The organism is Bacillota bacterium (assembly GCA_013178415.1).
GTDB lineage: Bacteria > Bacillota > SHA-98 > Ch115 > Ch115 > Ch115.
In genome coordinates this window covers 158087-182494 of record JABLXA010000001.1, presented here as the reverse complement: position 1 = coordinate 182494, position 24408 = coordinate 158087, and the positions used below count along the sequence as shown (strand labels likewise).

Sequence of the window (24408 nt, the reverse complement as noted above, 5' to 3'; positions counted from 1 at the left end):
TCTCGCGGAGGGCCAGATTATCTGCTAGCATTAAGGAGGCAATGAGATGCTTTTTGCAAGGTTAGATAGAATAGGACTCCAGATGACTGACTCACCTGCAATGAAAAAGGGATTGGAATTTTTGAAAGGATGCGTCAATGGCACAGAAAAAGAGGCCCTGGCGATACTACATTCCCTCGGGCCTGGTGAATCACGCAGGTTTTCCGTGGATGGAGAGCGTATTTGCGCAGTCCTGACACGCTATATGACAGTGCCCGCCGAAGAGAAGCTCATGGAGGCTCACCGCGAGTACGTGGATTTCCAGATTGTCCTATCAAGTAGTGAGACAATCCTCTGGGCTGATGCGGCAGATTGCAAGCCGGTTGACAACTACTCCGCTGAGCGCGATATCCAATTCTTTGCAGTCCCTCAAGAGCATCAGAAAGTTATCCTGACGCCTGGCTTTGTGGCGGTATTCTTCCCAGAAGATGCCCACGGCCCCGGGATCATGAGTATCTCCCCGGAGGTTGCAAATAAGATCTGCCTCAAGATCGCGGTGGATGAGATTCGATAACAAAGGATTCGATGATAAAGGAGCGGACTCTTATTCTAATCCGCTCCTTGTTATATGCCGGGGCAAAACGTAACGGATATGTATTGTCCTACTGCCGCGCAGCCCTAACGACCTCCAGGTATTTGCGCGCGAGAGCAGATAGGTCATCCCAGCGCCTCTCAGCTATCATCTTTTTATCAACGAGGGCAGTCCCGACTCCAACGAATGAAGCCCCTGCCTTGATGAAATCCCCCGCATTTTCGAGATTCACGCCTCCAGTCGGACTCAACCGGATCTGAGGCAGAGGGCCTTTTATATCCTTGAAGAAACTTGGTCCCAGGCGGGTGGCAGGGAAGACCTTCACCACATCAGCCCCCGCTTCCCAGGCAGCCAGTATTTCTGTCGGCGAGAATGCCCCCGGGACGACCACCTTGCTATATCTCTTGCAAAGCGCGATCACGTCTCGGTTCAAGACCGGAGATACGACGAACTGGGCGCCGGCAAGGATGGCCATTCTCGCTGTTTCACTGTCCAAAACAGACCCAACACCTATGATGACCTCATCACCCATCTGTTTTGCCACCTGGGATATCACATCCAAAGCGCCTGGTGTCGTCATGGTAACCTCTATGGCCTTCAGGCCTCCATTCTTCAAGGCGGTTGCTACATCCACGAGCTCATCAGAACTCTGCGCGCGAATTATCGCTACAACTCCAGTATCTATCATAGTCTTGAGATGAATGTCCCGTGAATCCATATCTAATACCTCCCGGGCTATTGTTCACTTGGCTCGCGCCGTCCTCGACAACGCGGCCATATATCCGCTAGTCCCTATCACAATCCTTTACCTGCTGATCCTAAGCCCCGCCCCTTTGAGCTGGGCTTCAACTTCCTCTAAAGTAACCCAGTTCAGATCTCCTGGAATTGTATGCTTCAAAGCCGCCAGGGCATTACCATATTTGACTCCCTTGTCTACATCGCCGGTAAGATATCCATAAATGAATCCCGCGCTGTAAGAATCGCCAGCCCCTACCCTATCCACAATCTCGACATCATAGGTCCTATCGGTATAAAACCTGCCATTATGATAGGCAATAGCCGTCCACTTATTCCTCCAGACCGACGGCGTTTCCCGCAGAGTTATGGTCACTACATCAAATCCGAAGGTCTCGTGCAACTTTTCCGCCACCTTCTCATAAGTTTCGTCCTTGATCCGAAATACACGGTATGTATCTTCTTCAGTGGTAATCAGGACATCCACATACTCCATCATCGGAACCATGCACTTGTTGGCTTCCTCTTCAGCCCAGAGTTTGGCGCGATAATTCAGGTCAAAGCTCACCTTGCATCCGGCCGCCTTGGCGCTTTTGAGCGCCTCCATGGTGACATCGGCCGCCGATTTGCTGAGGGCGGGAGTTATGCCGCTTACATGGAATGCCTTTGCCCCTTTGAAAACCTCATCCCAATTCACTTCCCCGGGCTTTATCAAGCTGATGGAGGAACCAGCCCGGTCATAAACCACGCTACTGGCCCTGGGAGCCGCCCCAAGCTCGAGAAAATAGATCCCCGCTCGGCCATCTTCGGCCCATACAACGTGCGAAGTGTCAATTCCATGCTCTCTAGCCTTGTTAACTATAAGCCGTCCTAGAGGATTTTTCGGGACGCGGGTAACATAGGCCGTCTTGAGCCCTAGTCGGCTCGCAGCGACGGCTACGTTGAGCTCCCCTCCGCCTACCTGAACGTCAAAGGAGCTTGCCTGCTCGATCCTCTTGAAATCCGGTGGCGAGAGCCTCACCATCGCTTCGCCGAAGGTAACAAGATCATACATCAGTTACACCTCCGTTAAAGATATCTGGGCAATGATTAGAAATCGGCTATAGCTTCTACAAGGATCCTTACTGCCGCTTCTATCTCAGAAATACTTATATATTCATCCGCCGCATGAGCATTTGCAATCGACCCGGGGCCGAAGACCACCGAAGGAATCCCGGCTCTGACAAGCTTACTGGCGTCAGTTCCATAAGGCGCTCCAGTGATCCTGGGAGATCTCCCGAGGCGAATGATTGCCTTCTCAAGCGCCCCTACAATAGGCTCATCTCGCGAAATCTCCATGGGAGGATCAAAAAGATAAGGGGGTTCCATCTCCACTTCTAGTTCCGGATCCTTCCGCTTCAAATCCTCAAGGAGAGCTAGTACCTCCCCTATCACATCATCCGCATTCTCGCCGGGCAATGTTCGCCTGTCTATATTGATGGCACACCGATCCGGGACTGTATTGATCCCAGACCCACCTTTCACCAAAGTCACTGTGATCAAGGGTGGACCAACTAGAGGGTGACTCCGAGCCATGTAAGCCCTTCCCAAGCCCTCAATAGCCTTGATCACATGAGACATCTTATATATGGCATTTATTCCTTCCTGCGGCTGCGAACTATGAGCCGCCCTACCATGCGCGGTGATCCACCATCTCGCACATCCCTTGTGGGCAATGACCAGATCAAGCCCGGTTGGCTCACCGACAATAGCCGCGCTAGCCTTCATGCCCGAATCTATCAGGGCTTGCACTCCCCTAAACTTGTGCTCCTCATCAACCACTGCGGCCAGCGCCACTGAGGCATCGATCTTTTCTGGCGAAGAGGCAATTGTTTTCAGCGCCAGCATCATGCTGGCCAGCGATCCCTTAGCGTCACACGCGCCCCGGCCATAGATCCGATCCCCTGCTGTTTTCGCCATAAATGGATCTATGACCATTCCATCCACCTGAACTGTATCCATGTGTCCTTCAAGTAGGATTATCTTCTCAGGGTCCCTGCCTTCCAGCTTCACTATCACGTTGGGTCTATTTGGAAGAACCTCATGAACCTCCACAGCCAGACCAAGATCCTTACCCCATTTGGCAATGAACTCTGCCATATGTAGCTCGCCATCATCGGGTCCGGGGTTTTCCATGTCACGAGGGTTGACGCTTTTCAGCGATATAAGTTGCGACAGCAACTGGATGATCTCGTCGCGACTGACATCTGCACCTGCCATTCCGACCACACTGCCCCTTCGCTACACTTGCGCGATGATCTCGACCTCCACGCACGCCCCGCCGGGGAGTTCGGCCACTCCAATAGCCGATCTCGAATGCTCCCCCTTTGTCCCAAAAATCTGACGGAGGAGTTCTGAAGCGCCATTTACCACCTTCGGCTGATCGCCGAATCCAGGGCCCGATGCCACATACCCCGTTACCTTCACGATCTGCTTTACCTTATCTAGATCGCCGATGACTGATTTGATCTCAGCAAGGCATCTGAGGGCACATATCCTGGCGGCCTCATAACCTTGCTCGATAGAAACGCCTGCCCCGAGCTTGCCGGGATGAACAGGCTTGCCATCAACTATCGCCGTCTGGCCCGAGGCATAGACAAATTCCCCGGCCTTGACCGCCGGCACATAAGCCGCGACAGGCTTCGGGCACTCCGGCAATTCAAACCCCAATTCCCTTATTTTATCTTCAACGCCCATCAAGGTCCCCCCAAACCGAACAAAAATATGACGCCTTTCAAGTGCGCCTTCAGCTAGACTTCCCTATTTCCTTCTCCACAATGAACGGAATTCCTTCGTCTCATCGCCTGGCCAATAGCTAGGCAAGTATCTCTTTCATTACCTCCAATGCGGTCTCTATATCCTCGCGGGATACATGTCTGTGAGTCACCAGACGTATTCCGCGGGGAGGCCTGGTGGAGACTAGAACCCTTCGTTTTTCTAGTTCGTCAACAAAGGTTGAGAGTGGCATTACAGATGGATCGATATTGACATTCACCATATTTGTCTGAACTGTCTTCAGGTCAACAGTGAGCCCGGGAATTTCCGCAACCCCTTTTGCTAGCAACTGAGCATTTTTGTGGTCCTCCTCGAGCCGGTCACGCATTTTGCTTATAGCGATTATCCCTGCCGCGGCAAGGACCCCCGCCTGGCGCATCCCGCCTCCTAGCATTTTTCGCACATGCCTTGCCCGTTTTATGAAATCTTTAGAACCAGTAAGCACAGAACCCACGGGGGCGCTCAATCCTTTGGAAAGGCAGAACATCACAGAGTCTGCGTAACTCGCCAGGACCTTTGCATCTACGCCAAGATAGAGGGCGGCATTGAAGATTCGCGCTCCGTCCAGGTGCACAGCAAATCCATGCTTTTTGGCAAGTTCATATAATTCCTTGCTTTTTTCTACGCTCACCACCGTACCACCAGCACGATTATGAGTATTCTCGTAGCAGATCAGAGATGTTGGAGGGTGATGAATGTTATAGGGTCTCAGCGCTTCTTCTATATCTTTGGCGTCCATAACGCCCATATGCCCCGTGACGAGCCTCGGGGTAAGACCACATATGGCCGCCAGGCCGCCGGCCTCGTAATAGTAAATGTGACTATCCTTCTCAAGAATGACTTCCTCCCCATGGCGAGTGTGCACCTTGAGGGCGATGAGATTTCCCATTGTCCCGCTGGGAACGAATAAGGCCGCCTCCTTACCGACCACGCTGGCTGCAAGTTCCTCCAGGGCGTTCACAGTCGGATCCTCCCCATAGACATCATCGCCGAGCGGGGCCTTAGCCATCGCCTCCAGCATCTCCTCCGTGGGCAGCGTCTGCGTATCACTCCTGAGGTTTATCATACCATTTAGCAAGGAAATCCCTCCTATCCTGATTCTTTGCGGCATCATCAGATTCTTCGATCATCAGATTTTCCGTTAGATTCCCTATATTGTAAGTCCTTCCAGGGACCGCGAACAACATGGCCAATGAAACGTTGATCAGTATCACCCCGTGCCATATAATTATATAATCAATGAGAAGACAGATCCATGGGGACTGGCCTTTTATGAGGCTGTAGTTGGGAACGCTAAGATATGAAATCTCTGGAAATATGACATATCGAGAGAGGCAATGAAATATGCAAGTAGCAATTGTGGGGCCACCACTTTCAGGAAAAACCACGCTATCTAATCTGCTTGCGGGTAACAGCGGAGATCAACCGTATGGGAAGGAAATGCGGCCAGGCAGACAGGATGTGGCGATTCGGATGGCAAAGGTGCCAGATGAGAGGATTGATTTTTTCTCAAATATGTTCAAACCACGCAAAACCACCTATGCCCAAATACAAATCACGGATGTGCCCGGTCTATCAGCTAGCACGAACGGCTCTAAGGCTGATTGCAGTCGTTTTCTGTCCTATCTTCGCACTGTCGACGCTTTTATCTATGTGATTCGCGCCTTTGGAAATGTGCCAGGCGCACTGCCTATAGACTATGAAATCGACCCTATTAGTGAAATCGAATCCTTGAATCTAAACCTTATCCTGGCAGATCTACAGGTCGCACAGAATAGAATCGAGCGGCTCGAGCATTCAAGGAAAAGAAACGCGGATGAAGAAGCTGAACTTGAATTATTGCAGCGCGCGAAGCCGCTTCTTGAGGAAGGAAAAAGGCTAGATCGACTTTTGACGCCAGAGGAAAAGCATAACCTCAGGGGATATGCGTTCTTGACCTTAAAACCCATAGTCATTGTGGTGAATCTAAGTGAGGATCAGTTTTTGGAGCATTCTTATCCTGGCAAGGAGAAACTCAAGGCCTATCTAGCGGAACATGATATCCCTCTGATCGAGCTCTCTGCTAAGATTGAAGCGGAAATACAGGAGTTACCAGGAGAGGAACAAAAGGTGTTTCTGCAAGAATACGGGATTACTGAGCCAGCCATAGGGCAATTGTCGAAAAAGGTCTATCAGGTGCTCGGCCTCATTTCCTTCTTCACCGTGGGGGAGGATGAGGTTAAGGCGTGGCCGATCCAGGATGGCACAACGGCAAAAAAGGCTGCTGGCAAGGTGCATTCAGACATAGAAAGAGGATTCATAAGAGCCGAGGTGGTCTCCTTCGAGGATCTCAAAAATGCAGGCTCAGTGGCTGCCGTCAGAAGCGGTGGGGTCTATCGGTTAGAAGGTAAGGATTATATTGTGAAGGATGGCGATATCATGAATTTCAGATTCAACATATAGGTCTGGCCCGCAGCTGCAATCAAACCATATATGGGGATCTGCTATGTACATGAAGTCGGCTATATGGGCAGATCTGGCTGCACGCATAGCCATATGTTCGCATCTGGCTATGCGTGCGAATCTAGCCGAATAATCGATCTGGCTATATTTGGATTCAACTATGTGCCAACTCGGCCATATGGGCATATTCAGCTACATGGATGTTTGCCTTATTATGATCGTTACATCACTACCACAGCTTCCCTTATCCCTATACGCCTAAGGAACATATACTCAGCATCAGAAATCCGCATTATGGAGTAGCGGGCTTCGTCTTCTGAGAATATTCCGATTACGGGCGCAAACCCTACAAAAAAGCCAATCGGCGCTGCGGCAAAGATAAAGGGCGCCGCAACAACCCCCCCAATTATCTGCTTGATCACCGGATTATCATCCGTCCCGCCTTCCATGGGCTCATCCCCCTTCTGAAAGGTGCCATGCAGGCAACATATAGATGAACCGGCAATACCCGAATGCCAGTATGCGCGCCGCGTACGATCAACTCCTGTTTTTGTCCGGGCTTGGTAGCCTATAATATGCGAGCGCTAGTTAATATTATGAAAACAAGCATAGATTGGTTCCTCACCTTTTTCACCGCTTTTTCATAGAATAGAACAGATCTCCGACAAAATATTGTTGACAAAGGGGGTAACCGGCATGGAAGAGAATCAGGCACTCAAGCAGACTTATCCTCCTGGATATATGCCTGACTACTCAAGCGACGAATTCGTCTGCTTGCGGGCGGTGGTTAGGCTGGATATGACATTCTTCGCAATCCTGGAGAGCCGCATGGGAAGGCAGATCACAATAGTCCGGATAAGCGAACCAGAGTATAGGTTCCTGAGGCGCATTGGCATAGCAGAGGTTACCGTGATGTAGCCTGGCAAAATCAAAATAGGATATTGCTGCAGGCTATGCCTGTACGCCTCAGGCTATGCCTATACGCCTCGGGCTATATATAGATACATTGATATGTTGGGCCCTAAAAGGGCCCAATTTTCGCTATGAGCAAACCAACGTCGTGATTTCAGCTCTAATGCACATGTATATCCAACTCCGAAGTCACAGCAATGTCTAAGCATCCCAATATCTAAGCATCCTGTAGTTGCGCTCTTTGTGTGCACCATCTGCGTCGAGCGCAACTTCTAAAATCGAGCTTGTATGATTTGCGAACTATAACCCCATAAGCATCCACCGCTTATGTCTCAGATTGTCACCGTCTGGCACCCCCAATTGTCACCAGATGACAATCGCTAAGGGTCATAGATTGTCATCCCATGATCGTCTGCCTACATGACAAATCATCACCGCATTACATCCGCCAAACGCCGTAAAGTATCATCCCGTGATCGTCTACCCCAATACCAAACTGTCATCGGATGACAATCTCCAAGCGCCATAGAGTGTCATCCCATGATCGTCTACCCTCACGCTAGACTGTCACCAGATGATTATCGGCAAAGTCCACAAATTGTCATCCCATGATGATCTGCCCCTACACCAAACTGTCACCACATGACATTTGCTAAAGATCGCAAACCGTCATCCGATAACCATCTGTCCCCCATATCAGACCGTCATCGGATGACATTCGCTAAAGATTACAAACTGTCATCCTATGATCATCTATCCCGCAGGTCTGACCGTCATCGGATGACAATGGCCAAAGACCACAGACTATCGTCACATGATCGTTTGCCCCCAAATCAAATTGTCATCGCATGACAAATAATGCTTCGATAACATCATTAGAAATACGAAAATAGTTGCATTTGAGGGTAACGCGATGATTTCATATTGAATCTTTGATTCGATCTACATATCAGGAAAATTAATGGCAAATATTTTACGTTAAATGGCAGGAGATCCATCCCTTGTGTGGAATAATGTGGTATGTACATAAATAGGATTCCGAAGGAATTATTATCGGACAAGAAACTAGGGGTATACGAGAGAATGCTGTATATCGCCATTCTCCTCAATAGCCCAGATGGCCAGAGCCCAGTCCGGACCGAAGAATTGATGCGATCTGCCGGCTTTCGGTCGCGAAACACACTTAAGAGATACTTGAGAGTACTGGCGGATAAAGGCTGGGTAGAGATAATCGAACAAAAAAGGGATCGAGCCAGTTGGTTGACCATAATAGCGCGCAACCCTGTTTTAGATGCCAGGGGACGCGAGGCAGAGGAATTCCAAAGGAAGCTGGCCAGGGCGACAAATCGGGGAGAATTTCTTATGAAGGCATGGCTGGATTTGCTGGTCGACGACCAGGACTTTGAGGATAATGTAAGACCTGATTTCCTGCAAAACCCGGTGACTGGGCAAAATTTGGAATATGATCGTCTCTATCATAGGGGAGTAGCATTTGAATTCAACGGGGCCCAACACTATGGCCCGACAAAGCGATATCCGGGCAAAGAGGAAGCTGTGGATCGGAGAATGCGAGATCTGATCAAAAAGGGTCTTAGTATAGAGAATAGAATACAACTGATCATAATTCACCCCACGGACTTGACACTGAATAAGATTTCCGAGAAGATCGGGGCTCTCCTCCCACTGCGCCAGTTGGAACTCGATGATCCATTAATGCTTGCAATTAAGAAGGCATCCAAAACGTATGTGCGACAAGTAATTGAGGGGGGCTAGGGTGGAAAGACAATCTGCGACCAAGGAATTATGTTTCGATAATAGATTACTTGACGATGGCGCCCAGCTATAGATGACTAAGCTCGAATTCAAAATATGAGCTGATTGCACACGGCGCGCCTGGCGACCGCTGGTATAGCTTTATCTTTCAACTCTGGACTTGCCAATCCATAATCTATCGCAGTCGACATTGGGTGGTAGCACCCAGCTAGATCTAGCGCAGATAGTCCAGGAGCGTGGGCTGTATCACCTGCGCCCCGGCCGCAAGGGCGGCCTTGTAGATCACCTGCTGGAGCTCTAACGCTACTGTGGCCTTGGCTATATCCGTATCCTCTATCTTTGAAAGCGATGCGGCCAATTCCACCTTGGTCTGTTCAATGCGGGTGGCCGCGCGCCCGAGGCGGGCGCTTCGCGCCCCAAGCTGGCCGATCATCTCCGTGACCTTATCTATGCATGCATCCAGCCTGCCTACATCCTGCCTTATCTCATCACCGTTGTCGGCCATAAGGTGATCGCGCAGGGCGATGAGAGTCGAGAATAAGCCTGAGGCTCCAAATGCTTGGTCGCCAGGAAGGTTTACCTGCACATTTACGTCATCTTCGGCCTCTATCATTTTAAGCTTGGAATCTCCACCATACGTAACGGAGGTAATGATGCCATCAGCGTCGCGGGTCGCCGTAAACGAAGGCGTTGTTGTTTTCAGCCCTGCGAATATATACCTGCCCTCGTGCTGCGAATTAGCCAGCCTGAACATATCTTCGATCATCTGGTTTATGTCATAGGCTATAGCCTTCCTCGCGTCCCCAGTCAGAGCATCATTTGCGCCTTTGATCGCAGCATCTTTGGCCGCCACCAAAAGATCCTGCGCCTGGCTCATGTACATCTCAGTAGCAGAAAGCCATTCCCTGGCATCTCTCACATTGGCTTCATGCTGCTCCGCCCCTGCCAAAAGAGCCCTGATGGTGACAGCACGGGAAGCGCCGAGTGGGTCGTCGGAAGGCTTGCGGAGAGATTTGCCTGTTGCGATGTCTTCTCTTAAGCTATTCATCCTCTCCTGGTATTTCGCCACATCTTGCATCATCGTATTAAATAAAAGGCCCGTGCTCACTCGCATATCCTATCTAGCTCCTTCCACGCCCAGGTTGCAAACCATCGGACCCATGGCCCCATCCATGGCCCGCGACTTCAACCATCACCAGCGGCTCCACAATACCTAGATTCCCATACCGGCAGGCCTAAAGGCCGGTCACCCCTGTCCTGTTAATGAGGACATCTAGCATTTCATCAATGACACTTACCATCCTGGCACAGGCATTGTATCCGTGTTGGTAACGCATCACCTTCGCAAGCTCCTCATCTGTCGAAACTCCAGAGAAGCTCTCCTTGCGGTTGGTGTTTTGCTCAACAGTCAATTTCTCTATCTCGGCCATTCTGTCAGCGGAATTCCCGTCGTTTCCAAGGAGGACAATGGTCTCGGAATAGAACCCATCGATAGTGAGCCCCGATATGAGCAACTCGTCTTTGAGAGCAGCTATTTTGGCGGCATTAGACCCGTCGCCGGGTGCATCTGGAGTGGCGGCAGCTGCAATTCTCCTGGGATATGCGACCAGATCGGCATTGACCGCAATGTCACGAGCTCTCGCGCCTGTAAAGAAATATACATCGGTGGATCCATCAATTCCATAGCCATCCCAATGCTGTGCATTTACCTTACTGATTATCGTATTAGCAATTTGATCCAGGCGGCCATAGTATTTTGGCAGTAGGGTATCTCTCGCCTCTCTAACCCCAGCTATCTCTCCCCCAGTTATGGGGACCTCTTGGTTATTGTGGGTCCAGACTGCGATTGACTTTCCGAGGCCGGGCAGCCCATCGGCCACAGCCTCAATGGTTTTCAATCCCAGTTTGTGCGTCTCGTCCCGCTTTACAAGAAATTCATTGCCGACTTGTATATTCAGCGCCCCTTCCCTATCTTGATAGACCAAGATGTCCATCAATTCAGAAAGCCTGCGGATAGCGGCGTCGCGCTTATCCATAAGGTCGTTGGGCTCGTTGCCAGTGACCTTTATTTTCGCTATCTCTGCATTGAGCTCTGCGACCTGGTCCGCCAGGGAATTGACCTCTTCGACCTTCGCCCTGTACGCTGCTTCAAGCTCCTCATGAGTCGTCTCCAATTGGCGGGCGGTGCGGTTCAAGATGGCACAAAAGCCCCCCGCCTCTTCCAGCAACACTGCGCGTGCTGCATCACTCTCCGGCCGTTTGGACAGCTCTTGCCACGCATTCCAGAATCTCGATAGAGCATCGCCGAATCCAATATCCCCAGGGTCATTGAAGGCCGACTCGATGCGTTCGAGAGCTGACTTTTGCTCTTCCCATTTGCCGAGCCCTGAGTTCGCCGCCCTGATGCGGGCCTCAATAAAACCGTCGAATATTCGCCTTACCCGGACGACATCTACACCGGTTCCGATCTGACCCGGACGGACCAATCTCACCACGCCAGGCGGCGTGTAAGGAGGTGTAACCTCGAACATCGCCTCCTGGCGCACATATCCCGGGGTGGTGGAATTCGCTATATTATGCCCCGTCACATCAAGAGCCTTTTGATGTGCCTGGAGCGCTCTTCGCATCGTTTCAAGACCGAGAAAGGTGGGACGCATTACCCCATCACCAGCCTGCATTTATGCTGCTCTAAATATGTCCTGGATTCCGGTAAATCCCGCCAGGTTCCCCTTGACTCATCAAGTTATGGAGAAATATCAAAAAATCATTAGAATCCTTTATCAGAAAAGAATTGGCACGATTTATCCGGGCTATCTCGTCGATGATCTGTCTGAGATCTGCGAGAGCGTCCGCAATCTTCTGTGATTCAATTTCCCGTGTAGAGACTTCCTCTAATACGGCATCCGCCCCGGCTTCCTCTATCCCTGCTTCCCCCACCTCGGCTTGGAATGCCGCGCCTTCCTGTTGTATCCCATCCTGAAGTGCTTCGCCTGCAACAAGCCGCTGGATCTCTGGCATCAAAGAGTTGAACTCGGAGACCACATGTTCCAGCCCCTCAATATCGCCCTTTAGTAGAAATTCCTGTTCCCGCCTGGAAATGTCCAAAAGGCGATTGCAGATCCGCAATTGCTCCCCCAATACCTCCAGGATCACATTATAACTCATTATTCGCCGCTCCCGAATCTGAGTAATTTGTCCACTATCATGCGGCCATCAACATTATATGCTCCTGACTCTATCAGCTTTTTGAGATATACAACCCGTTCTTGGCGGACATCCGGAAGCTTGTCTAGCATAGCTCGCATTTTGGAAAGCTCTCTGGCCCGATCGGATATGACGACCGTATCACCTTCCTGTGCCTTTACCCCGGCTTGCCCCTTATCTTCCCTTACGGACTTTCTATTTACTGGATCCAAATAAGCCTGGAGCATGTGCCTAAGGGCATCATTCGTTACCCTCACGCTGATTCCCCTCGCTTTTACCGATAACGGGAGCCTTAGCCGCGGGATGAACGATCCGTGAGGATTCAGAGAGCTGCTTTACAAGCATATCACCGATGCCGATTCCACCACGCTTGGCGAGTTCCTTCGCAAGACTCTCATCAAAGAGGCTCATGAATACCTCTTCCTGAAAGCCTCCATCGAATAGATCATCCTTTGGGACTGACGCCCGCATCTCGCGAATCAAATATTGGAGGAAGATCGCCTCAAAATCCCGGCATACCTCGCTGAGGTTCCTGGACTCATTAAGGTTCTCGGTCCCATCGAAGCTCCTGATCCCATTAAGGTTCCTGGCCCCATCGAGATTCCTGGCCCTATTGAGATTCCTGCCTCCATTAAGGTTATCGGCTGCTCCTCCAATTTGATTAGTACCTCTTCCTCTCTCAGCCCGCACGGGACTGGCAGACGAGGCTTGGTCGCGCTGGGCCGCTACTGGCGGGCAGTCGCCTATGCTGGCCTGGCCGGCGCCAGCGAATGATGAAAATGGCAATCGCTTATTCTCAAAATAGGCCCCTGAGAGGCTATATGAACCATAAACGCCAGAGGGCTGAATTCTATCGATTCCAGACAAACCCGATGCACAAAAAGCCATAATGCCGCACCCTCCAAATGATCCCATCAGACTTGCTGTTAATACGGCGACGCCTCACTGCCGCACCGGATACATAGGCATCATCAACTATTACTAAAGTATCTCAATCTCCGCCAGCAATGACCCAGCAGACCTTAAGGCCTGCAGCACGGCTATCACATCCTTTGGCGAAGCGCCGACACTATTTAGGGCCTGAACCAGGGTATCAACCGTGCCGCCTGAGCCGACTTCAAATAGACTGCCAGTCGACCCGCCAGGTCTGGCATTATTGACATTGCCAGCATTTACAGGTGACACCCGGGCGCCCGCAGGAAATGCCCTGGTACCCTCGGGAGTTGCCCCGGCACCCGCCGGAGCTGCGCCAGTACCTGCGTGAGTTGCCCCGGTGGCCGCCACAGTATCCACGTGAGTTGCCCCGGTAGCCGCAGTGGCGCCCTTAGACGCCGGCTCAATATCTGCATGAGATGCCCCGGCGCCTGAACCGGATATCTGAACCCTGAGATTTCCGTGCGAGATGACCGCAGGCAGAAGTCGAACATTGCCACCTATTACCACCGTGCCTGTTCGCTCATTTATGACCACCTTGGCCACGGCGTCAGCATTGACCGTGAGTTCCTCTATAGCAGCAATGAAACCAACGGTGTTATTTGAATATGAATCCGGAATGGTAGCCCGGACCGTAGCCCCATCCTGGGCTGACGCTATTGCTCCGCCAAGCGCCGTATTTATCGCCTGCGCCACCCGGGAGGCCATGGTAAAATCAGGACGATTCAACGTAATCGAAATTGTCTTCGAGCCCGAATCGGCGAAGATGGTCGGGACTTCCTTTTCAATTATGGCACCATTTGGAATCACAGCTACAGTAGGAAAATTGCTATCCCTCCTAGTTCCGCCTCGCCCCCCCAAACTTACAGGGCCCTGGGCAACAGCATACACATTTCCGTCCGGGGCCTGAAGTGGAGTAAGTAACAGGACTCCCCCCTCCAGGGATCTGGAATCTCCTAGCGAGGATACGACCACATCGATCCTGTCGCCATTTTTGACGAACGGAGGAAGATCACACGTAACCATGACCGCAGCCACATTTCGCGATTGAACATCATGGCTATCAACGGTGATGCCAAAACGATTCAACATATTGCTTATTGCCTGAGTAGTGAATATCACCTGGCGCGAATCGCCAGTGCCATTGAGTCCAATCACCAATCCATAGCCCATGAGCTGATTCGAGCGAACCCCCAGCACCCGCGCTATATCTTTAATGCGAACCGGGGTGCCCGGCAAATCTCCACTTTTCTGAATGGGCCAAATCTCGGTCGCATTCTGCTGTTCGGGATCAATCTGTGTGGGGGGATCGGCAAGCGCAACTGAAGTATAAGACAAATATATGACACCGAACACAATGAAGGAGACGATGGATCCCAAGGCCGCTAATCTCGCGCAACATATGCTCAACAGGCTTTTGCTACTTATCGGCATTTTCTTCATATCCCCCCGGCTAAACATAAGCTTCCTCAATACCAATAAGCCCTGGGGCAAGGCAATCAAGATTTGCCAGAATTGATTCAAAATATCAAGTTTATAAGTCCGGTGAAGAATCGTTGCAGATAGCCCAAAATCCCAGGACGGCTAGAAGCCTCTATTGTCCCTTCGTACCTGATTTCAGCATCCGCGATATACGTTGATAAAACCGTATTGTCTGAGGCCACATCCTGCGGTCGGACAATCCCAGTGATTACGATATTCTGCCTTTCCTTGTTGATGATCAGTCCTTGAGTCCCCTGGATCCTGAGATATCCATTGGGGAGCACTTCGATCACCTGAGCTGTCATTTTAGCCACTAGATTGCCCGAGCGAGTTGTAGATTTACCGGAGCTGGCGCTTGAACTCACGCCGAGCCCAGCTTCCGGCAAAAACGATAGAAGCCCGGATCCCTGGGCCGCAGAAAGACTGGCATCCTTGCCGGAGGAGGTCTCAGCTTTATTGCTGGCAACGGCTTTCTCGGCTATCAGGACAGTCAGCACATCCCCAACATTCCTGGCCTTGAGGTCACAAAACAAGGAGGCTGTCCCCTCTTTCCACAAGGAAGTGGCCGAACACGGTGATGTGAAAAAGGCGGCACATAGAGACAAACCGAAGATAATCGCCAGCGCCGCGTGCGAAACATATATCGTTTCTGGCTTCCCGAATCCCGCACGCTTCCCAAATCTCGCCTTATAAATCGGGACCACACACGATCTGCTAGCCAAAAATGATGGCGCAGCCCTATACATAGGGATCACAGACTCACCTCCACCGTTGAGGAATCGCGCACAATGGCTTGAACCTGACGAGCAGTGTCCAAATTCTTGACCCTGATGATCTGCCCCACCTGTCCATCCTCGAGGGCCTCCCCTGAGGCAGTTATGGTTACACTTCCTCTTGTCGCGACAATTGTGACTCTCATACCCCGGCTTATCACCGGGGGATTGGCGATGATGTCACGCTCGATCACAGAACCAGCTGGTATAGTACGGCTCGCTACCTTCCCTAAAACATCCTCGACGGTTGAGGCCGCCAGACTATTGGGGTTATGTATCTCCTGCTTCTCCACCCTCACCATGTCGGGGTTTATAACCTCATACCTTTGAATTGTCCTCGAGGCCACCACAACAGGGGCGATAAACCTCACGTCGACCGAAACCGGCACTAGCTTGCACTGGACCCCATCCAGGAATATCGCCACCATCAAAGTAGTCCTGCCAGGGAATTTGCTGGTTGATGTGGTTTTCACCTGGAAATTGGGTTGCCCAACCGGAAGGTACAAATCCCCGGGGATTCTGGAGATCTCGACTTTCACGTCTACTCCCGGCTGCGCGGCCGTTTCCGCTACAAATCTCCTGGCTTCTTCGGCGATATCTCGCCCTGAGACAGTGATAGCTCTAGTGAGAATAGTGATGTCATCCGGAGCGCGAACTTCGACTCGCCCGAGATCCACCCTGGCCTGTCTCAGGCGAACCTTGATCGAATCTAGCGTGATTATCCTTGTATAGCCTGGAAGGGCGGCCCGCCCGATCTCTATATCCTTCAATGTCGAAATGAGCTCCGTCGGCTGCCCATCGATCTTCGCGATATCGCCAAGTTTGATCCACGGACCGTCAACTTCCACCGGACTCTGGATTAGAACCATAGCCCGGTTGGGGTCCTGCTGCGCAGATGTAACAGCAGCCGCGACACAATTGGCTGCCACAAGAATGATCACGCAGGCTATAGCTAACCGGAGCGACATTCCCCTTCCCTCCTGACGGGCAACTGCCTCATGGGCAGGGAAACCTCTTGATAGATCTCCAACGGCAATGAACTTCATCCACAAACGATGCAGGCTACGGACGACAATAAATGACCGTCTCAACTCTATCGTTTCAAATTGTTGGCGATTGCTAGCATATCATCTGAAGTCTGAATCGCCTTGGAATTAACCTCGTATGCCCGTTGCGCGATGATCATGTTGACCATCTCTTCCACTACTTTTACATTGGACATTTCTAGAAAGCCCTGACTTATTGTCCCGAATCCCTCTAGGCCCGGCGTGCCGACCATCGGTTGCCCTGAAGCTGCTGTGCTCCTGAAGAGGTTGCGCCCTATACTGGTGAGCCCGGCAGGGTTGACAAACTTTGCAATTTCGATCTTGCCTATTTCATTTGGCTGCTCTTGGCCAGCCAACATGACAGATACAGTCCCATCGCTACCTATGGTAATATTGACCGCGTCAGGCGGAATCACTAGTTCTGGCTCGATAGGCATGCCATCGGACGTCACGATGCGTCCTTCACTATCCATCTTGAATGCGCCATCCCGTGTATATGCGATGGATCCATCAGGCATTAGCACCTGAAAGAATCCATCCCCTTCGATTACCAGATCGAGAGGATTCTCGGTCTGGACAAAATCTCCCTGTGAAAAGATCCTCTGTATTGCCGCCGGGCGGGTGCCGAGCCCAACCTGAATGCCGCTTGGAACCTTAGCCCCTTCCGCTACTGTAGTTCCGGGAGCTCTAAGATTTTGATACATCAAATCTTGAAAATCCACCCTGCTCTTTTTGAAACCCGCGGTATTCAGATTTGCCAGGTTATTTGCGATGACATCCATGTTTAGTTGTTTGGCCAGCATACCAGTTGCCGCCGACCACAATGCGCGCATCATGACACCATCACTCCTGATTTATGAGATTTAAATGTATCCATATGCTGAATGACTCCTGACAGGCAAAACCGTCCTACCGGCAGATCTATGGCAGCCGCGGCTCATCCTCTCCCTACTTGCTCATCCTCTCCCTACCTCATTTACGGCCTTCTCCAGTGTCTGATCAAAGAATGCTATCGCCTTTTGGTTGGTCTCATAGGCCCTAAGGCACTCGATCATTGAAACGAGTTCGGTTATTGGATCCGAATTGGACATCTCGAGAAACCCCTGTTTTACCATCAAGGAGAAACCAGCTGGCTGAGGCTGGACCTGAGCAACAGCGGTCCCCTGAGCCAGCCTGAATAGCCCATTGCCTTCTTTCACGATATCGATCGGATTTTGAAACCGCACGATCCTCAATTGCGCAACAGGTTTTCCCGAAACGAGTATGGCCCCGGTCTCCGTCACCTCAATTCCCTTAATAGCCTGAGGACCATGTATGGGAAGCGCTATCGGCCCATTTTCTCCCATTACCATGAATCCCTCTTGAGTCACCAAGTGCCCCAGGTTGTCCAGGGAAAACGACCCGGACCTGGTATATCGTTCTCCTGCCGGAGTCTGGACCACAAAGAACCCATCCCCATCTATGGCCAGGTCGAGCGGGTTGCCGGTCTCAACAAGGGGTCCCTGAGAGAGGTCTGTCGCGATCCCTTCAAAATCAGTTCCCATTCCTAAAGTCCCGATAGGGACCCTTTCCCTGTAATTCAAACGCATCAACCCTGGGCTCTTTAAATTAGCGCGATCAGGGACGATATCAGTTATACGGGATGCAAGCATATCAGCAAAAGTCTTGAAGATAGGGAAGTCTCGCTTAAATCCAGGAGTCGTCAGATTGGCCAGATTATTTGCGGTTATGTCCTGCCAGATGCCCCTCGCAAGCATTCCTGAGGCTGCTGCATAAAGGCCTCGAAGCATTTATTCCACCTCCTTCGCAGGCACTCCCTCTATTATGCGTCTCACCCACTCAATGGCAATAACTGCCGGACCGAAATACAACGCACAGGCTAAATAGACATTCACGCAAGGTCTATGCCAATGGTGCATCATATAAAAATGGAAGCCTCTCCACGCAGCAAGGCATACCGAGGAATGAAAATCAAGGGAAGCTCTACGGGAGCGACCGGATGGGCGAGAAAAATTTTCCCGCTGGAGGGAATCCCATCACAACCGCTTGGAGGGAATCCTGTTACAACCGCGAATAATCAAATGAATTCTAAAGAAGACCCAGTATTGCCATTGCGGCGCCATCAGGGATACTGAGAATCTCCCCGTGAATACGAGATAATGGAGGGAATCATGATGAGAGATCCCGTAGTCTTCTACAACCAAGGGCAAAAAATCATAGGTGTATTACATGAGCCTGATTTCATAAAACAGAATAGGTGTTGTGGCGGCCGCCGCGTTCCAGCAGTGGCTATCTTTCATGGATTTACTGGGACAAAGGTGGAACCACACAGGATCTTTGTGAAAATGGCGGAATCATTGGTAAGCAAGGGCATTGCGGCTCTGCGCTTTGACTTCAGGGGATCAGGGGACAGTGAAGGAGATTTTGCGGAAATGACCCTTGAGGGCGAAATCTCTGATGCAATTAAGGCTCTTGACTTCCTCAGTGAACGGCCGGAATTAGATCCAAACAGAATGGGCGTGCTAGGATTGAGTATGGGCGGAACGGTAGCGGCAACAGTGACCGGGCGCGATAGCAGGGTAAAGGCCTGTGTGCTTTGGGCGGCGGCAGCAGACTTCTCTACCCTCGGGCTCACGCAGGAGCTACAGGGTGGGCCAATCCCTGACAGGGTTGATATGAGAGGGAACGTTGTAGGCCGCGCTTTCCTTGAGGGAGTAGTAAAGGCAAGGCCTGCAGATGAACTCGCCAGGAGCTCTGCCCCGGTCTTGATCCTGCATGGCGATTCTGATGAGACCGTGCCATATCAGCAGGCATATTCTTTCCTGGAAGCAGCGCGAATTAGCAGAAGTGATGAGGATGCAAGACTTGTAATCATCAAAGGAGGCGACCATACATTCAATTCAGAACCCCTGGAGCGGGAGGTCATAACGCATTCCACTGAATGGTTCGTACGGCACCTCCTGGGATGATAACTCTTATAGAGCATTTGGGGGTGGTGAAAGAGGAAAAGGGGCCGGAGTAGCCACAAAGGGGAAGATAGTATGTTAGCTCACAGGATGGGCAAGCTTGAAATGGCGCTGGGAGGAAAATGATGGCCAGGTTTCTGAGTGTATTTGATGTAATAGGCCCGGTTATGATCGGGCCCTCGTCTTCACATACCGCGGGTGCTGTGAAATTGGGGAGAATGGTCCGGGCTGTTCTCGGCGGCACACCGCAGAGGGCTGAAATAAAGCTACACGGTTCATTTGCCCGCACATTCCGCGGGCATGGAACCGATAGAGCTATAGTTGCCGGGCTCCTGGGTTTTGCGACCGATGACGAGCGGGCGCGTGACGCACTTTCAATAGCCAGGAATTCAGGTCTCGAGATCGAAATTTCGGCCACTGATCTCGGGGATGTGCATCCAAATTCCACTCTGATAATGGCGGAAGGCGAGGGCCTGGGTAAGGTCACAGTTCTCGGTTCTTCGATAGGGGGCGGGGAAGCTGTCATAAGGGAAATCAACGGATTCGAACTCGAGCTGAGAGGTCATTACCCTACCCTGCTTGTCCTGCATATTGACAAGCCAGGGATCATCGCGGCTGTCACCGGGGTCATAGCGAAATATGGCGTGAATATCGCCACAATGGAGGTATCGCGGCGCAAAAAGGGTGAAGAAGCTCTCATGGTCATAGAGACGGACCAGCCCCTGACTCCTGATCTTATCTCCATGGTCGCGCAACTCAAGGATGTAACATGGGTGCGGGAAATCGTGCTGGAACGCCCATGTGTAACTGGGCAGGTGAAGGGAGCCGCAGGGAAATGACTGAAATGAGCAGGGACATGCCTTCTGTCGCAGAGCTCGCAAGGCGGGCACTTGATGCCGGGCGCAAGATTTCCGATATCGTTCTGATGGATGAAGTATCAGAATCCGGAGCCCCGGTTTCTGATGTGCGGCGCAAGATGGGTGACGCGCTCAATGTTATGCGTTCTGCCGTGGAACGGGGAATCCATAATAATCTTGAAAGCATGGGCGGACTTGTCGGGGGTGATGCCCGGAAGGTAGAGGAAGCTAGGGCCCAGGGACGCCTAATCGGCGGCACTGTGCTCGACCTCGCCATTGCCCGCGCTATGGCATGTGCTGAAGTGAACGCGGCGATGGGAAGGATAGTGGCGGCGCCTACGGCGGGTTCATGCGGTGTGCTGCCTGGGGTGCTCTTGACTGTGGCGGAAGCCGTCGGGGCTGGCGATGACGAGCTTATTGCAGCATTATTCACAGCAGCCGGGGTCGGGAAGGTAATCGCTGCCAGGGCTTCGCTCTCCGGAGCCGAAGGAGGATGTCAGGCTGAAATTGGGAGCGCAGCCTGTATGGCGGCAGCCGCTGCGGTCGAGCTTGCAGGCGGGGGGCCTGATGAGGTATGCCATGGAGGAGCCATAGCGTTAAAGGGGCTTCTGGGGCTTGTATGTGATCCAGTGGGTGGGCTTGTGGAGGTTCCATGTGTAAAACGGAACGCTACAGCGGCTGCTGCGGCGCTCGCTTCAGCCGATATGGCCCTTGCCGGAATAAAAAGCGTCATCCCCATCGATGAGGTCATATCAGCAATGGGGAAGGTGGGAAGGATGCTCCCGTGCGCTCTACGTGAGACGGCGGAGGGAGGACTTGCAGAAACGCCCACAGGACGGCGCCTAGCGCTGATAAGCCATCATTCCACAGGCTCCTGACTCGGAGGCGGGGCGGCTCTTCTATCCTGCCCTCAATGTGTCCAGCATAGCAGGATGAATTAAGCCATTTGATGCCACAATCTGGCGTTTAAAGGGATCGGAAACCCCTCCACTGAAATCAGACACTGTGCCTCCGGCTTCTCTTACTAGCAATATGCCTGCAGCGATGTCCCATGGGGAAAGGCCTATCTCCCAATAACCATCCAATCGGCCTAGAGCGACATAGGTGAGAGCCAGGGCCGCGGAACCAAGGCGCCTTACGGCCTGAGTCTTGAACGTAAAATTTATGAAGTGGTTGATATTATTATCTTTCGATTTGGTTATATGATACGGGAATCCGGTGGCGAGGAGGCTTTTGTCAAGGCTTTCCGTCTTCGATGTCCTGATCCGGGTCTCCCCAAGATATGTACCTTTCCCTTTTTTGGCGATAACCATCTCGCGGGAATTTGGATCCGATACCAGCCCCATTACCAATTCCCCATCCTGCATGAGAGCGATTGAGATTGCGAAGAGTCTGAGCCCGTGGGCAAAGTTAGTCGTGCCATCCAGAGGATCAATTATCCATAACCTTCCTTCGATACGCCCCGGATTTCCAATGATGCTCTTATCGGGCGACTCTTCACATAGGATACGGTCACCAGGAAAGGCTTCAGATATTATGCTGATAATGCGTTCTTGAGATAGCCTATCAGCCTCAGTTACAAGATCCCGCTCGCCTTTAAATTCTATGTTGCGAACATGATCAAGTTTCTCCCTCAAAATAGCCCCTGCTTCTTCTGCCGCTCTCCGCGCTACTGCGATTTCATCCAACTGAATCATCCACCTCACAATCTCAACCCAATATGTTCCATGACCTTCCCTGTCAGGAATGGTTTATCTCATAATATCCCAATATGGGGTAAATGCGGCGGAATTTCCGCCATTTGAGAGCCGAGATTGCCTGAACTGCTGCCACCTTCACGCTTAGATTACTCGGTCTTTAACTTGCCCAATTTCGCAAATCTTCCCCTGGCCCTGACCGCGACTTTTCCATCAGGAAGATATAATTCCCCCTCAGTTTCGGCAATCCTCCCGCTATCATCGACTATTCTTGCTCGCCCAGTTATCATTTCGCCAATTGGAATGGGCACGCGGAAACTAATATCAATGGAGGCTGTAACGGCATGGATTCCTCTAACAATGAACAAATTAGCCATAAGATCGTCCAGAATCGTTCCAGCTATTCCACCGTGGAGAATACCCGGATACCCCTGAAACTCCCTGCGCGTCATGAATCTCGCTACGAGCTCCTCTCCATCTGGTTCGAATCGCAGCTTGAGACCTATTGGATTATCCTTGCCGCATGCAAAGCACATGTTATCACGATCGCGCTCATATTCACGCTCATATTGATGCTCATATGCCATGCCGCTGCAGTCCCCTTTTCCCCGCTAGATTTTCAGATTTGAGTATAACAGATCATCCTGGCCAGTGCCATCCGGAATGTCGACAACGGATCAATGTAAGAGGCATAACATACCTGTAAGGAGGCTTGAGAGCCATGATAACATCGCCATTCACGGTTATGTTCGCGACTATGGGGCACTTCGCGGTCGGTCATGGACAGGAATGTGATTTGGACCTCAAGCGGCAGATAAAGGCGCGGGCAGATCTAGGCATCGGTCCCGCGCCAAATATTGAGGCGGCGTCGATCATCAGGCCCGGGAGTCTATCACCAAGCCCGTACTGCGATCCTGCCCCTCCTGGCCAGAACTCCCTCGCTGGCGTTCGTCAAGACCTTCTTCCGCGTGATTCCATTCCGTGCCATGAGAGTGATTCCCCTCCGCCCCATGAGACTGATCCCTTCCCGCCCCATGGGAGGGATTCCCTTCCGTGCCATGACGCTGCTTACCGTCCCCATTGACCTTCCGCTGTTGATGATCCCCAGTGTGAACCTTGCCCCCCTCGGTCTCCTCAGAAGCCTTGACTTGCTTCGACTGGCGAGCCTTCAATCTGAGAAGCTCAGTGGCGAATGCGATCTGCTGTAGGCGAGAGGAATCTTCGGATATCCGCTGAACTTTTTCAACTTCATGGGTCCTGGAGACCATATTCTGTATATCAATCGGCCTCATCCCATAGCGTCAAGTCACCCCCTCAGGTACGTGCCATGCCTTGAACCTCTCCATGACTAAAGTCGCGAGTGTGCAGCCGACATCCCATCAAATCATCTCTTCCATTTTGAGCTTCCCATGAATCCGGAGGAGGGCCTTGGTATGCAGCTGGGAAACCCTCGATTCGGAGATCCCCATGATCTCTGCGATCTCTTTCACTGTAAGCTCCTCATAATAATAGAGAGCTAATATCAGCCTTTCACGCTCCTGCAGTTCATCGATAGCGGCGGCAAGGCGCCTTCGCAGCTCCTTTTGCTCATATCGAACCGCAGGATCAGGGCTATCAGGGTCAGAAAGCAGGCCAAGCACGCTGATAGATCCGCCTTCATCGTCTAACTCCAGCAATTCATCGAGGGATAGTAGTCCCGCCCTGGAGACCTCGGCCACCGCAGCTTCAAATTGAGTCTGACTCAGGTTCATGAAAGATGCTACCTCGGCGTCTGACGCAGACCGTCCCTGCCGTTGTTCTACTTCAAAGAATGCTTGTTCGAGCTTCCTGGCCTTGTCTCGCACAGAACGGGGCACCCAGTCATTTCCGCGAATGCCGTCCAGGATGGCTCCTCTTATGCGCATGAATGCAAATGTCTCAAACTTTACCCCTTTGTCAGGCTGGAACCGATCAATAGCGTCCAAAAGCCCCAGCATGCCATATCCTACCAGATCATCATATTCCGCCTTGTGAGAAAGGCTCACCACCAGCCTTCCGGCGGCGATCTTAACCAGATAGAGGTAACTTGTAATTAAAGCATCACGAATCTCTTTCTTTTTTGATTTCTTCCTCTCAGTGGAATAAAGACGCCATAATGATTCCACTGGGAGTTCCTGCGGCGAAGATCCCTGACCAAGCGCTATAGACACGTGATGATCTCCTC

28 protein-coding genes are annotated in these 24408 nt (G+C 51.6%); 7 read left to right on the top strand and 21 right to left on the bottom strand.

Features of this window, described 5'->3' with window-relative positions:
- Positions 1 to 46 precede the first annotated feature (46 nt).
- A complete protein-coding gene (locus HPY52_00905) occupies positions 47 to 553 on the top strand; it encodes a YhcH/YjgK/YiaL family protein (GenBank protein NPV78823.1) in 507 nt (168 codons plus the stop codon).
- A gap of 88 nt (positions 554 to 641) precedes the next feature.
- On the opposite strand, the gene eda is transcribed toward HPY52_00905, so the two are convergent.
- From eda to HPY52_00875, 6 genes are all read right to left on the bottom strand, one after another.
- Positions 642 to 1289 carry a bifunctional 4-hydroxy-2-oxoglutarate aldolase/2-dehydro-3-deoxy-phosphogluconate aldolase gene (gene eda / locus HPY52_00900; protein ID NPV78822.1) on the bottom strand — a complete coding sequence of 216 codons (648 nt, stop codon included), beginning with the start codon at positions 1287 to 1289 and terminating at the stop codon, positions 642 to 644.
- Positions 1290 to 1376: 87 nt separating this feature from the next.
- Positions 1377 to 2360, bottom strand: coding sequence for a sugar kinase (locus tag HPY52_00895; protein ID NPV78821.1), 984 nt, complete (start codon positions 2358 to 2360; stop codon positions 1377 to 1379).
- A 35-nt stretch (positions 2361 to 2395) separates the two neighbouring features.
- On the bottom strand, positions 2396 to 3565 hold the full coding sequence (locus HPY52_00890) for a M20 family metallopeptidase (protein ID NPV78820.1): 1170 nt from the start codon (positions 3563 to 3565) through the stop codon (positions 2396 to 2398).
- Positions 3566 to 3586: 21 nt separating this feature from the next.
- Positions 3587 to 4042 (bottom strand): RidA family protein, encoded by a 456-nt coding sequence (locus HPY52_00885; protein ID NPV78819.1) that lies wholly within the window; start codon positions 4040 to 4042, stop codon positions 3587 to 3589.
- Positions 4043 to 4160: 118 nt separating this feature from the next.
- The gene (ltaE, locus tag HPY52_00880) at positions 4161 to 5186 is read right to left on the bottom strand and encodes a low-specificity L-threonine aldolase (protein ID NPV78818.1); all 1026 of its coding nucleotides are present in this window, start codon (positions 5184 to 5186) and stop codon (positions 4161 to 4163) included.
- Entirely contained in the window at positions 5167 to 5307 is a 141-nt protein-coding gene (locus HPY52_00875; protein ID NPV78817.1) for a hypothetical protein, read from the bottom strand. Before HPY52_00875 ends, ltaE begins: the two co-directional genes overlap by 20 nt.
- 157 nt (positions 5308 to 5464) lie before the next feature.
- On the opposite strand from HPY52_00875, the gene ychF reads away from it, so the two are divergent.
- Positions 5465 to 6562 carry a redox-regulated ATPase YchF gene (ychF, locus tag HPY52_00870; GenBank protein ID NPV78816.1) on the top strand — a complete coding sequence of 366 codons (1098 nt, stop codon included), beginning with the start codon at positions 5465 to 5467 and terminating at the stop codon, positions 6560 to 6562.
- Between the two features lie 221 nt (positions 6563 to 6783).
- Here the strand turns inward: ychF and HPY52_00865 are convergent, their stop codons facing one another.
- On the bottom strand, positions 6784 to 7011 hold the full coding sequence (locus tag HPY52_00865) for a hypothetical protein (protein NPV78815.1): 228 nt from the start codon (positions 7009 to 7011) through the stop codon (positions 6784 to 6786).
- Positions 7012 to 7258: 247 nt separating this feature from the next.
- On the opposite strand from HPY52_00865, the gene HPY52_00860 reads away from it, so the two are divergent.
- Together HPY52_00860 and HPY52_00855 are read left to right on the top strand one after the other, a co-directional pair.
- The gene (locus tag HPY52_00860) at positions 7259 to 7480 is read left to right on the top strand and encodes a hypothetical protein (GenBank protein NPV78814.1); all 222 of its coding nucleotides are present in this window, start codon (positions 7259 to 7261) and stop codon (positions 7478 to 7480) included.
- A gap of 1014 nt (positions 7481 to 8494) precedes the next feature.
- On the top strand, positions 8495 to 9247 hold the full coding sequence (locus HPY52_00855) for a hypothetical protein (GenBank protein ID NPV78813.1): 753 nt from the start codon (positions 8495 to 8497) through the stop codon (positions 9245 to 9247).
- Between the two features lie 214 nt (positions 9248 to 9461).
- On the opposite strand, the gene flgL is transcribed toward HPY52_00855, so the two are convergent.
- The 10 genes from flgL to flgF all read right to left on the bottom strand — a co-directional run bounded on the left by flgL (position 9462) and on the right by flgF (position 18475).
- Positions 9462 to 10361, bottom strand: a complete 900-nt coding sequence (gene flgL / locus HPY52_00850; GenBank protein ID NPV78812.1) for a flagellar hook-associated protein FlgL — start codon at positions 10359 to 10361, stop codon at positions 9462 to 9464.
- A gap of 121 nt (positions 10362 to 10482) precedes the next feature.
- A complete protein-coding gene (flgK, locus tag HPY52_00845) occupies positions 10483 to 11874 on the bottom strand; it encodes a flagellar hook-associated protein FlgK (GenBank protein ID NPV78811.1) in 1392 nt (463 codons plus the stop codon).
- A 61-nt stretch (positions 11875 to 11935) separates the two neighbouring features.
- Complete coding sequence (locus HPY52_00840; GenBank protein NPV78810.1) at positions 11936 to 12412, bottom strand: hypothetical protein; 477 nt, start codon at positions 12410 to 12412, stop codon at positions 11936 to 11938.
- Positions 12412 to 12708, bottom strand: coding sequence for a flagellar biosynthesis anti-sigma factor FlgM (gene flgM / locus HPY52_00835; GenBank protein NPV78809.1), 297 nt, complete (start codon positions 12706 to 12708; stop codon positions 12412 to 12414). The genes HPY52_00840 and flgM overlap by 1 nt, the downstream gene beginning before the upstream one ends.
- Positions 12692 to 13339 (bottom strand): hypothetical protein, encoded by a 648-nt coding sequence (locus HPY52_00830; GenBank protein NPV78808.1) that lies wholly within the window; start codon positions 13337 to 13339, stop codon positions 12692 to 12694. The genes flgM and HPY52_00830 overlap by 17 nt, the downstream gene beginning before the upstream one ends.
- 93 nt (positions 13340 to 13432) lie before the next feature.
- On the bottom strand, positions 13433 to 14827 hold the full coding sequence (locus tag HPY52_00825; GenBank protein NPV78807.1) for a flagellar basal body P-ring protein FlgI: 1395 nt from the start codon (positions 14825 to 14827) through the stop codon (positions 13433 to 13435).
- A gap of 77 nt (positions 14828 to 14904) precedes the next feature.
- Entirely contained in the window at positions 14905 to 15621 is a 717-nt protein-coding gene (locus HPY52_00820) for a flagellar basal body L-ring protein FlgH (protein ID NPV78806.1), read from the bottom strand.
- A complete protein-coding gene (flgA, locus tag HPY52_00815) occupies positions 15618 to 16607 on the bottom strand; it encodes a flagellar basal body P-ring formation protein FlgA (GenBank protein NPV78805.1) in 990 nt (329 codons plus the stop codon). Before flgA ends, HPY52_00820 begins: the two co-directional genes overlap by 4 nt.
- 125 nt (positions 16608 to 16732) lie before the next feature.
- Positions 16733 to 17521: a flagellar basal-body rod protein FlgG gene (gene flgG, locus HPY52_00810; protein NPV78804.1), complete on the bottom strand. Its 789-nt coding sequence runs from the start codon at positions 17519 to 17521 to the stop codon at positions 16733 to 16735.
- Positions 17522 to 17641: 120 nt separating this feature from the next.
- Positions 17642 to 18475 carry a flagellar basal-body rod protein FlgF gene (gene flgF / locus HPY52_00805; GenBank protein NPV78803.1) on the bottom strand — a complete coding sequence of 278 codons (834 nt, stop codon included), beginning with the start codon at positions 18473 to 18475 and terminating at the stop codon, positions 17642 to 17644.
- A 384-nt stretch (positions 18476 to 18859) separates the two neighbouring features.
- Between flgF and HPY52_00800 the strand changes: the two genes are divergently transcribed.
- The 3 genes from HPY52_00800 (at position 18860) to sdaAA (ending at position 21386) form a co-directional block, all read left to right on the top strand.
- Positions 18860 to 19654: an alpha/beta fold hydrolase gene (locus tag HPY52_00800; protein ID NPV78802.1), complete on the top strand. Its 795-nt coding sequence runs from the start codon at positions 18860 to 18862 to the stop codon at positions 19652 to 19654.
- Between the two features lie 122 nt (positions 19655 to 19776).
- Positions 19777 to 20490 (top strand): L-serine ammonia-lyase, iron-sulfur-dependent, subunit beta, encoded by a 714-nt coding sequence (sdaAB, locus tag HPY52_00795; GenBank protein NPV78801.1) that lies wholly within the window; start codon positions 19777 to 19779, stop codon positions 20488 to 20490.
- On the top strand, positions 20487 to 21386 hold the full coding sequence (gene sdaAA / locus HPY52_00790; GenBank protein NPV78800.1) for an L-serine ammonia-lyase, iron-sulfur-dependent, subunit alpha: 900 nt from the start codon (positions 20487 to 20489) through the stop codon (positions 21384 to 21386). Before sdaAB ends, sdaAA begins: the two co-directional genes overlap by 4 nt.
- Positions 21387 to 21407: 21 nt before the next feature.
- On the opposite strand, the gene HPY52_00785 is transcribed toward sdaAA, so the two are convergent.
- The 4 genes from HPY52_00785 to HPY52_00770 all read right to left on the bottom strand — a co-directional run bounded on the left by HPY52_00785 (position 21408) and on the right by HPY52_00770 (position 24394).
- Positions 21408 to 22205, bottom strand: coding sequence for an inositol monophosphatase (locus HPY52_00785; protein ID NPV78799.1), 798 nt, complete (start codon positions 22203 to 22205; stop codon positions 21408 to 21410).
- 149 nt (positions 22206 to 22354) lie between these two features.
- The gene (locus HPY52_00780; protein NPV78798.1) at positions 22355 to 22792 is read right to left on the bottom strand and encodes a PaaI family thioesterase; all 438 of its coding nucleotides are present in this window, start codon (positions 22790 to 22792) and stop codon (positions 22355 to 22357) included.
- A 288-nt stretch (positions 22793 to 23080) separates the two neighbouring features.
- Positions 23081 to 23497 carry a hypothetical protein gene (locus tag HPY52_00775; protein NPV78797.1) on the bottom strand — a complete coding sequence of 139 codons (417 nt, stop codon included), beginning with the start codon at positions 23495 to 23497 and terminating at the stop codon, positions 23081 to 23083.
- A gap of 87 nt (positions 23498 to 23584) precedes the next feature.
- A complete protein-coding gene (locus HPY52_00770; protein ID NPV78796.1) occupies positions 23585 to 24394 on the bottom strand; it encodes a FliA/WhiG family RNA polymerase sigma factor in 810 nt (269 codons plus the stop codon).
- Positions 24395 to 24408 lie beyond the last annotated feature (14 nt).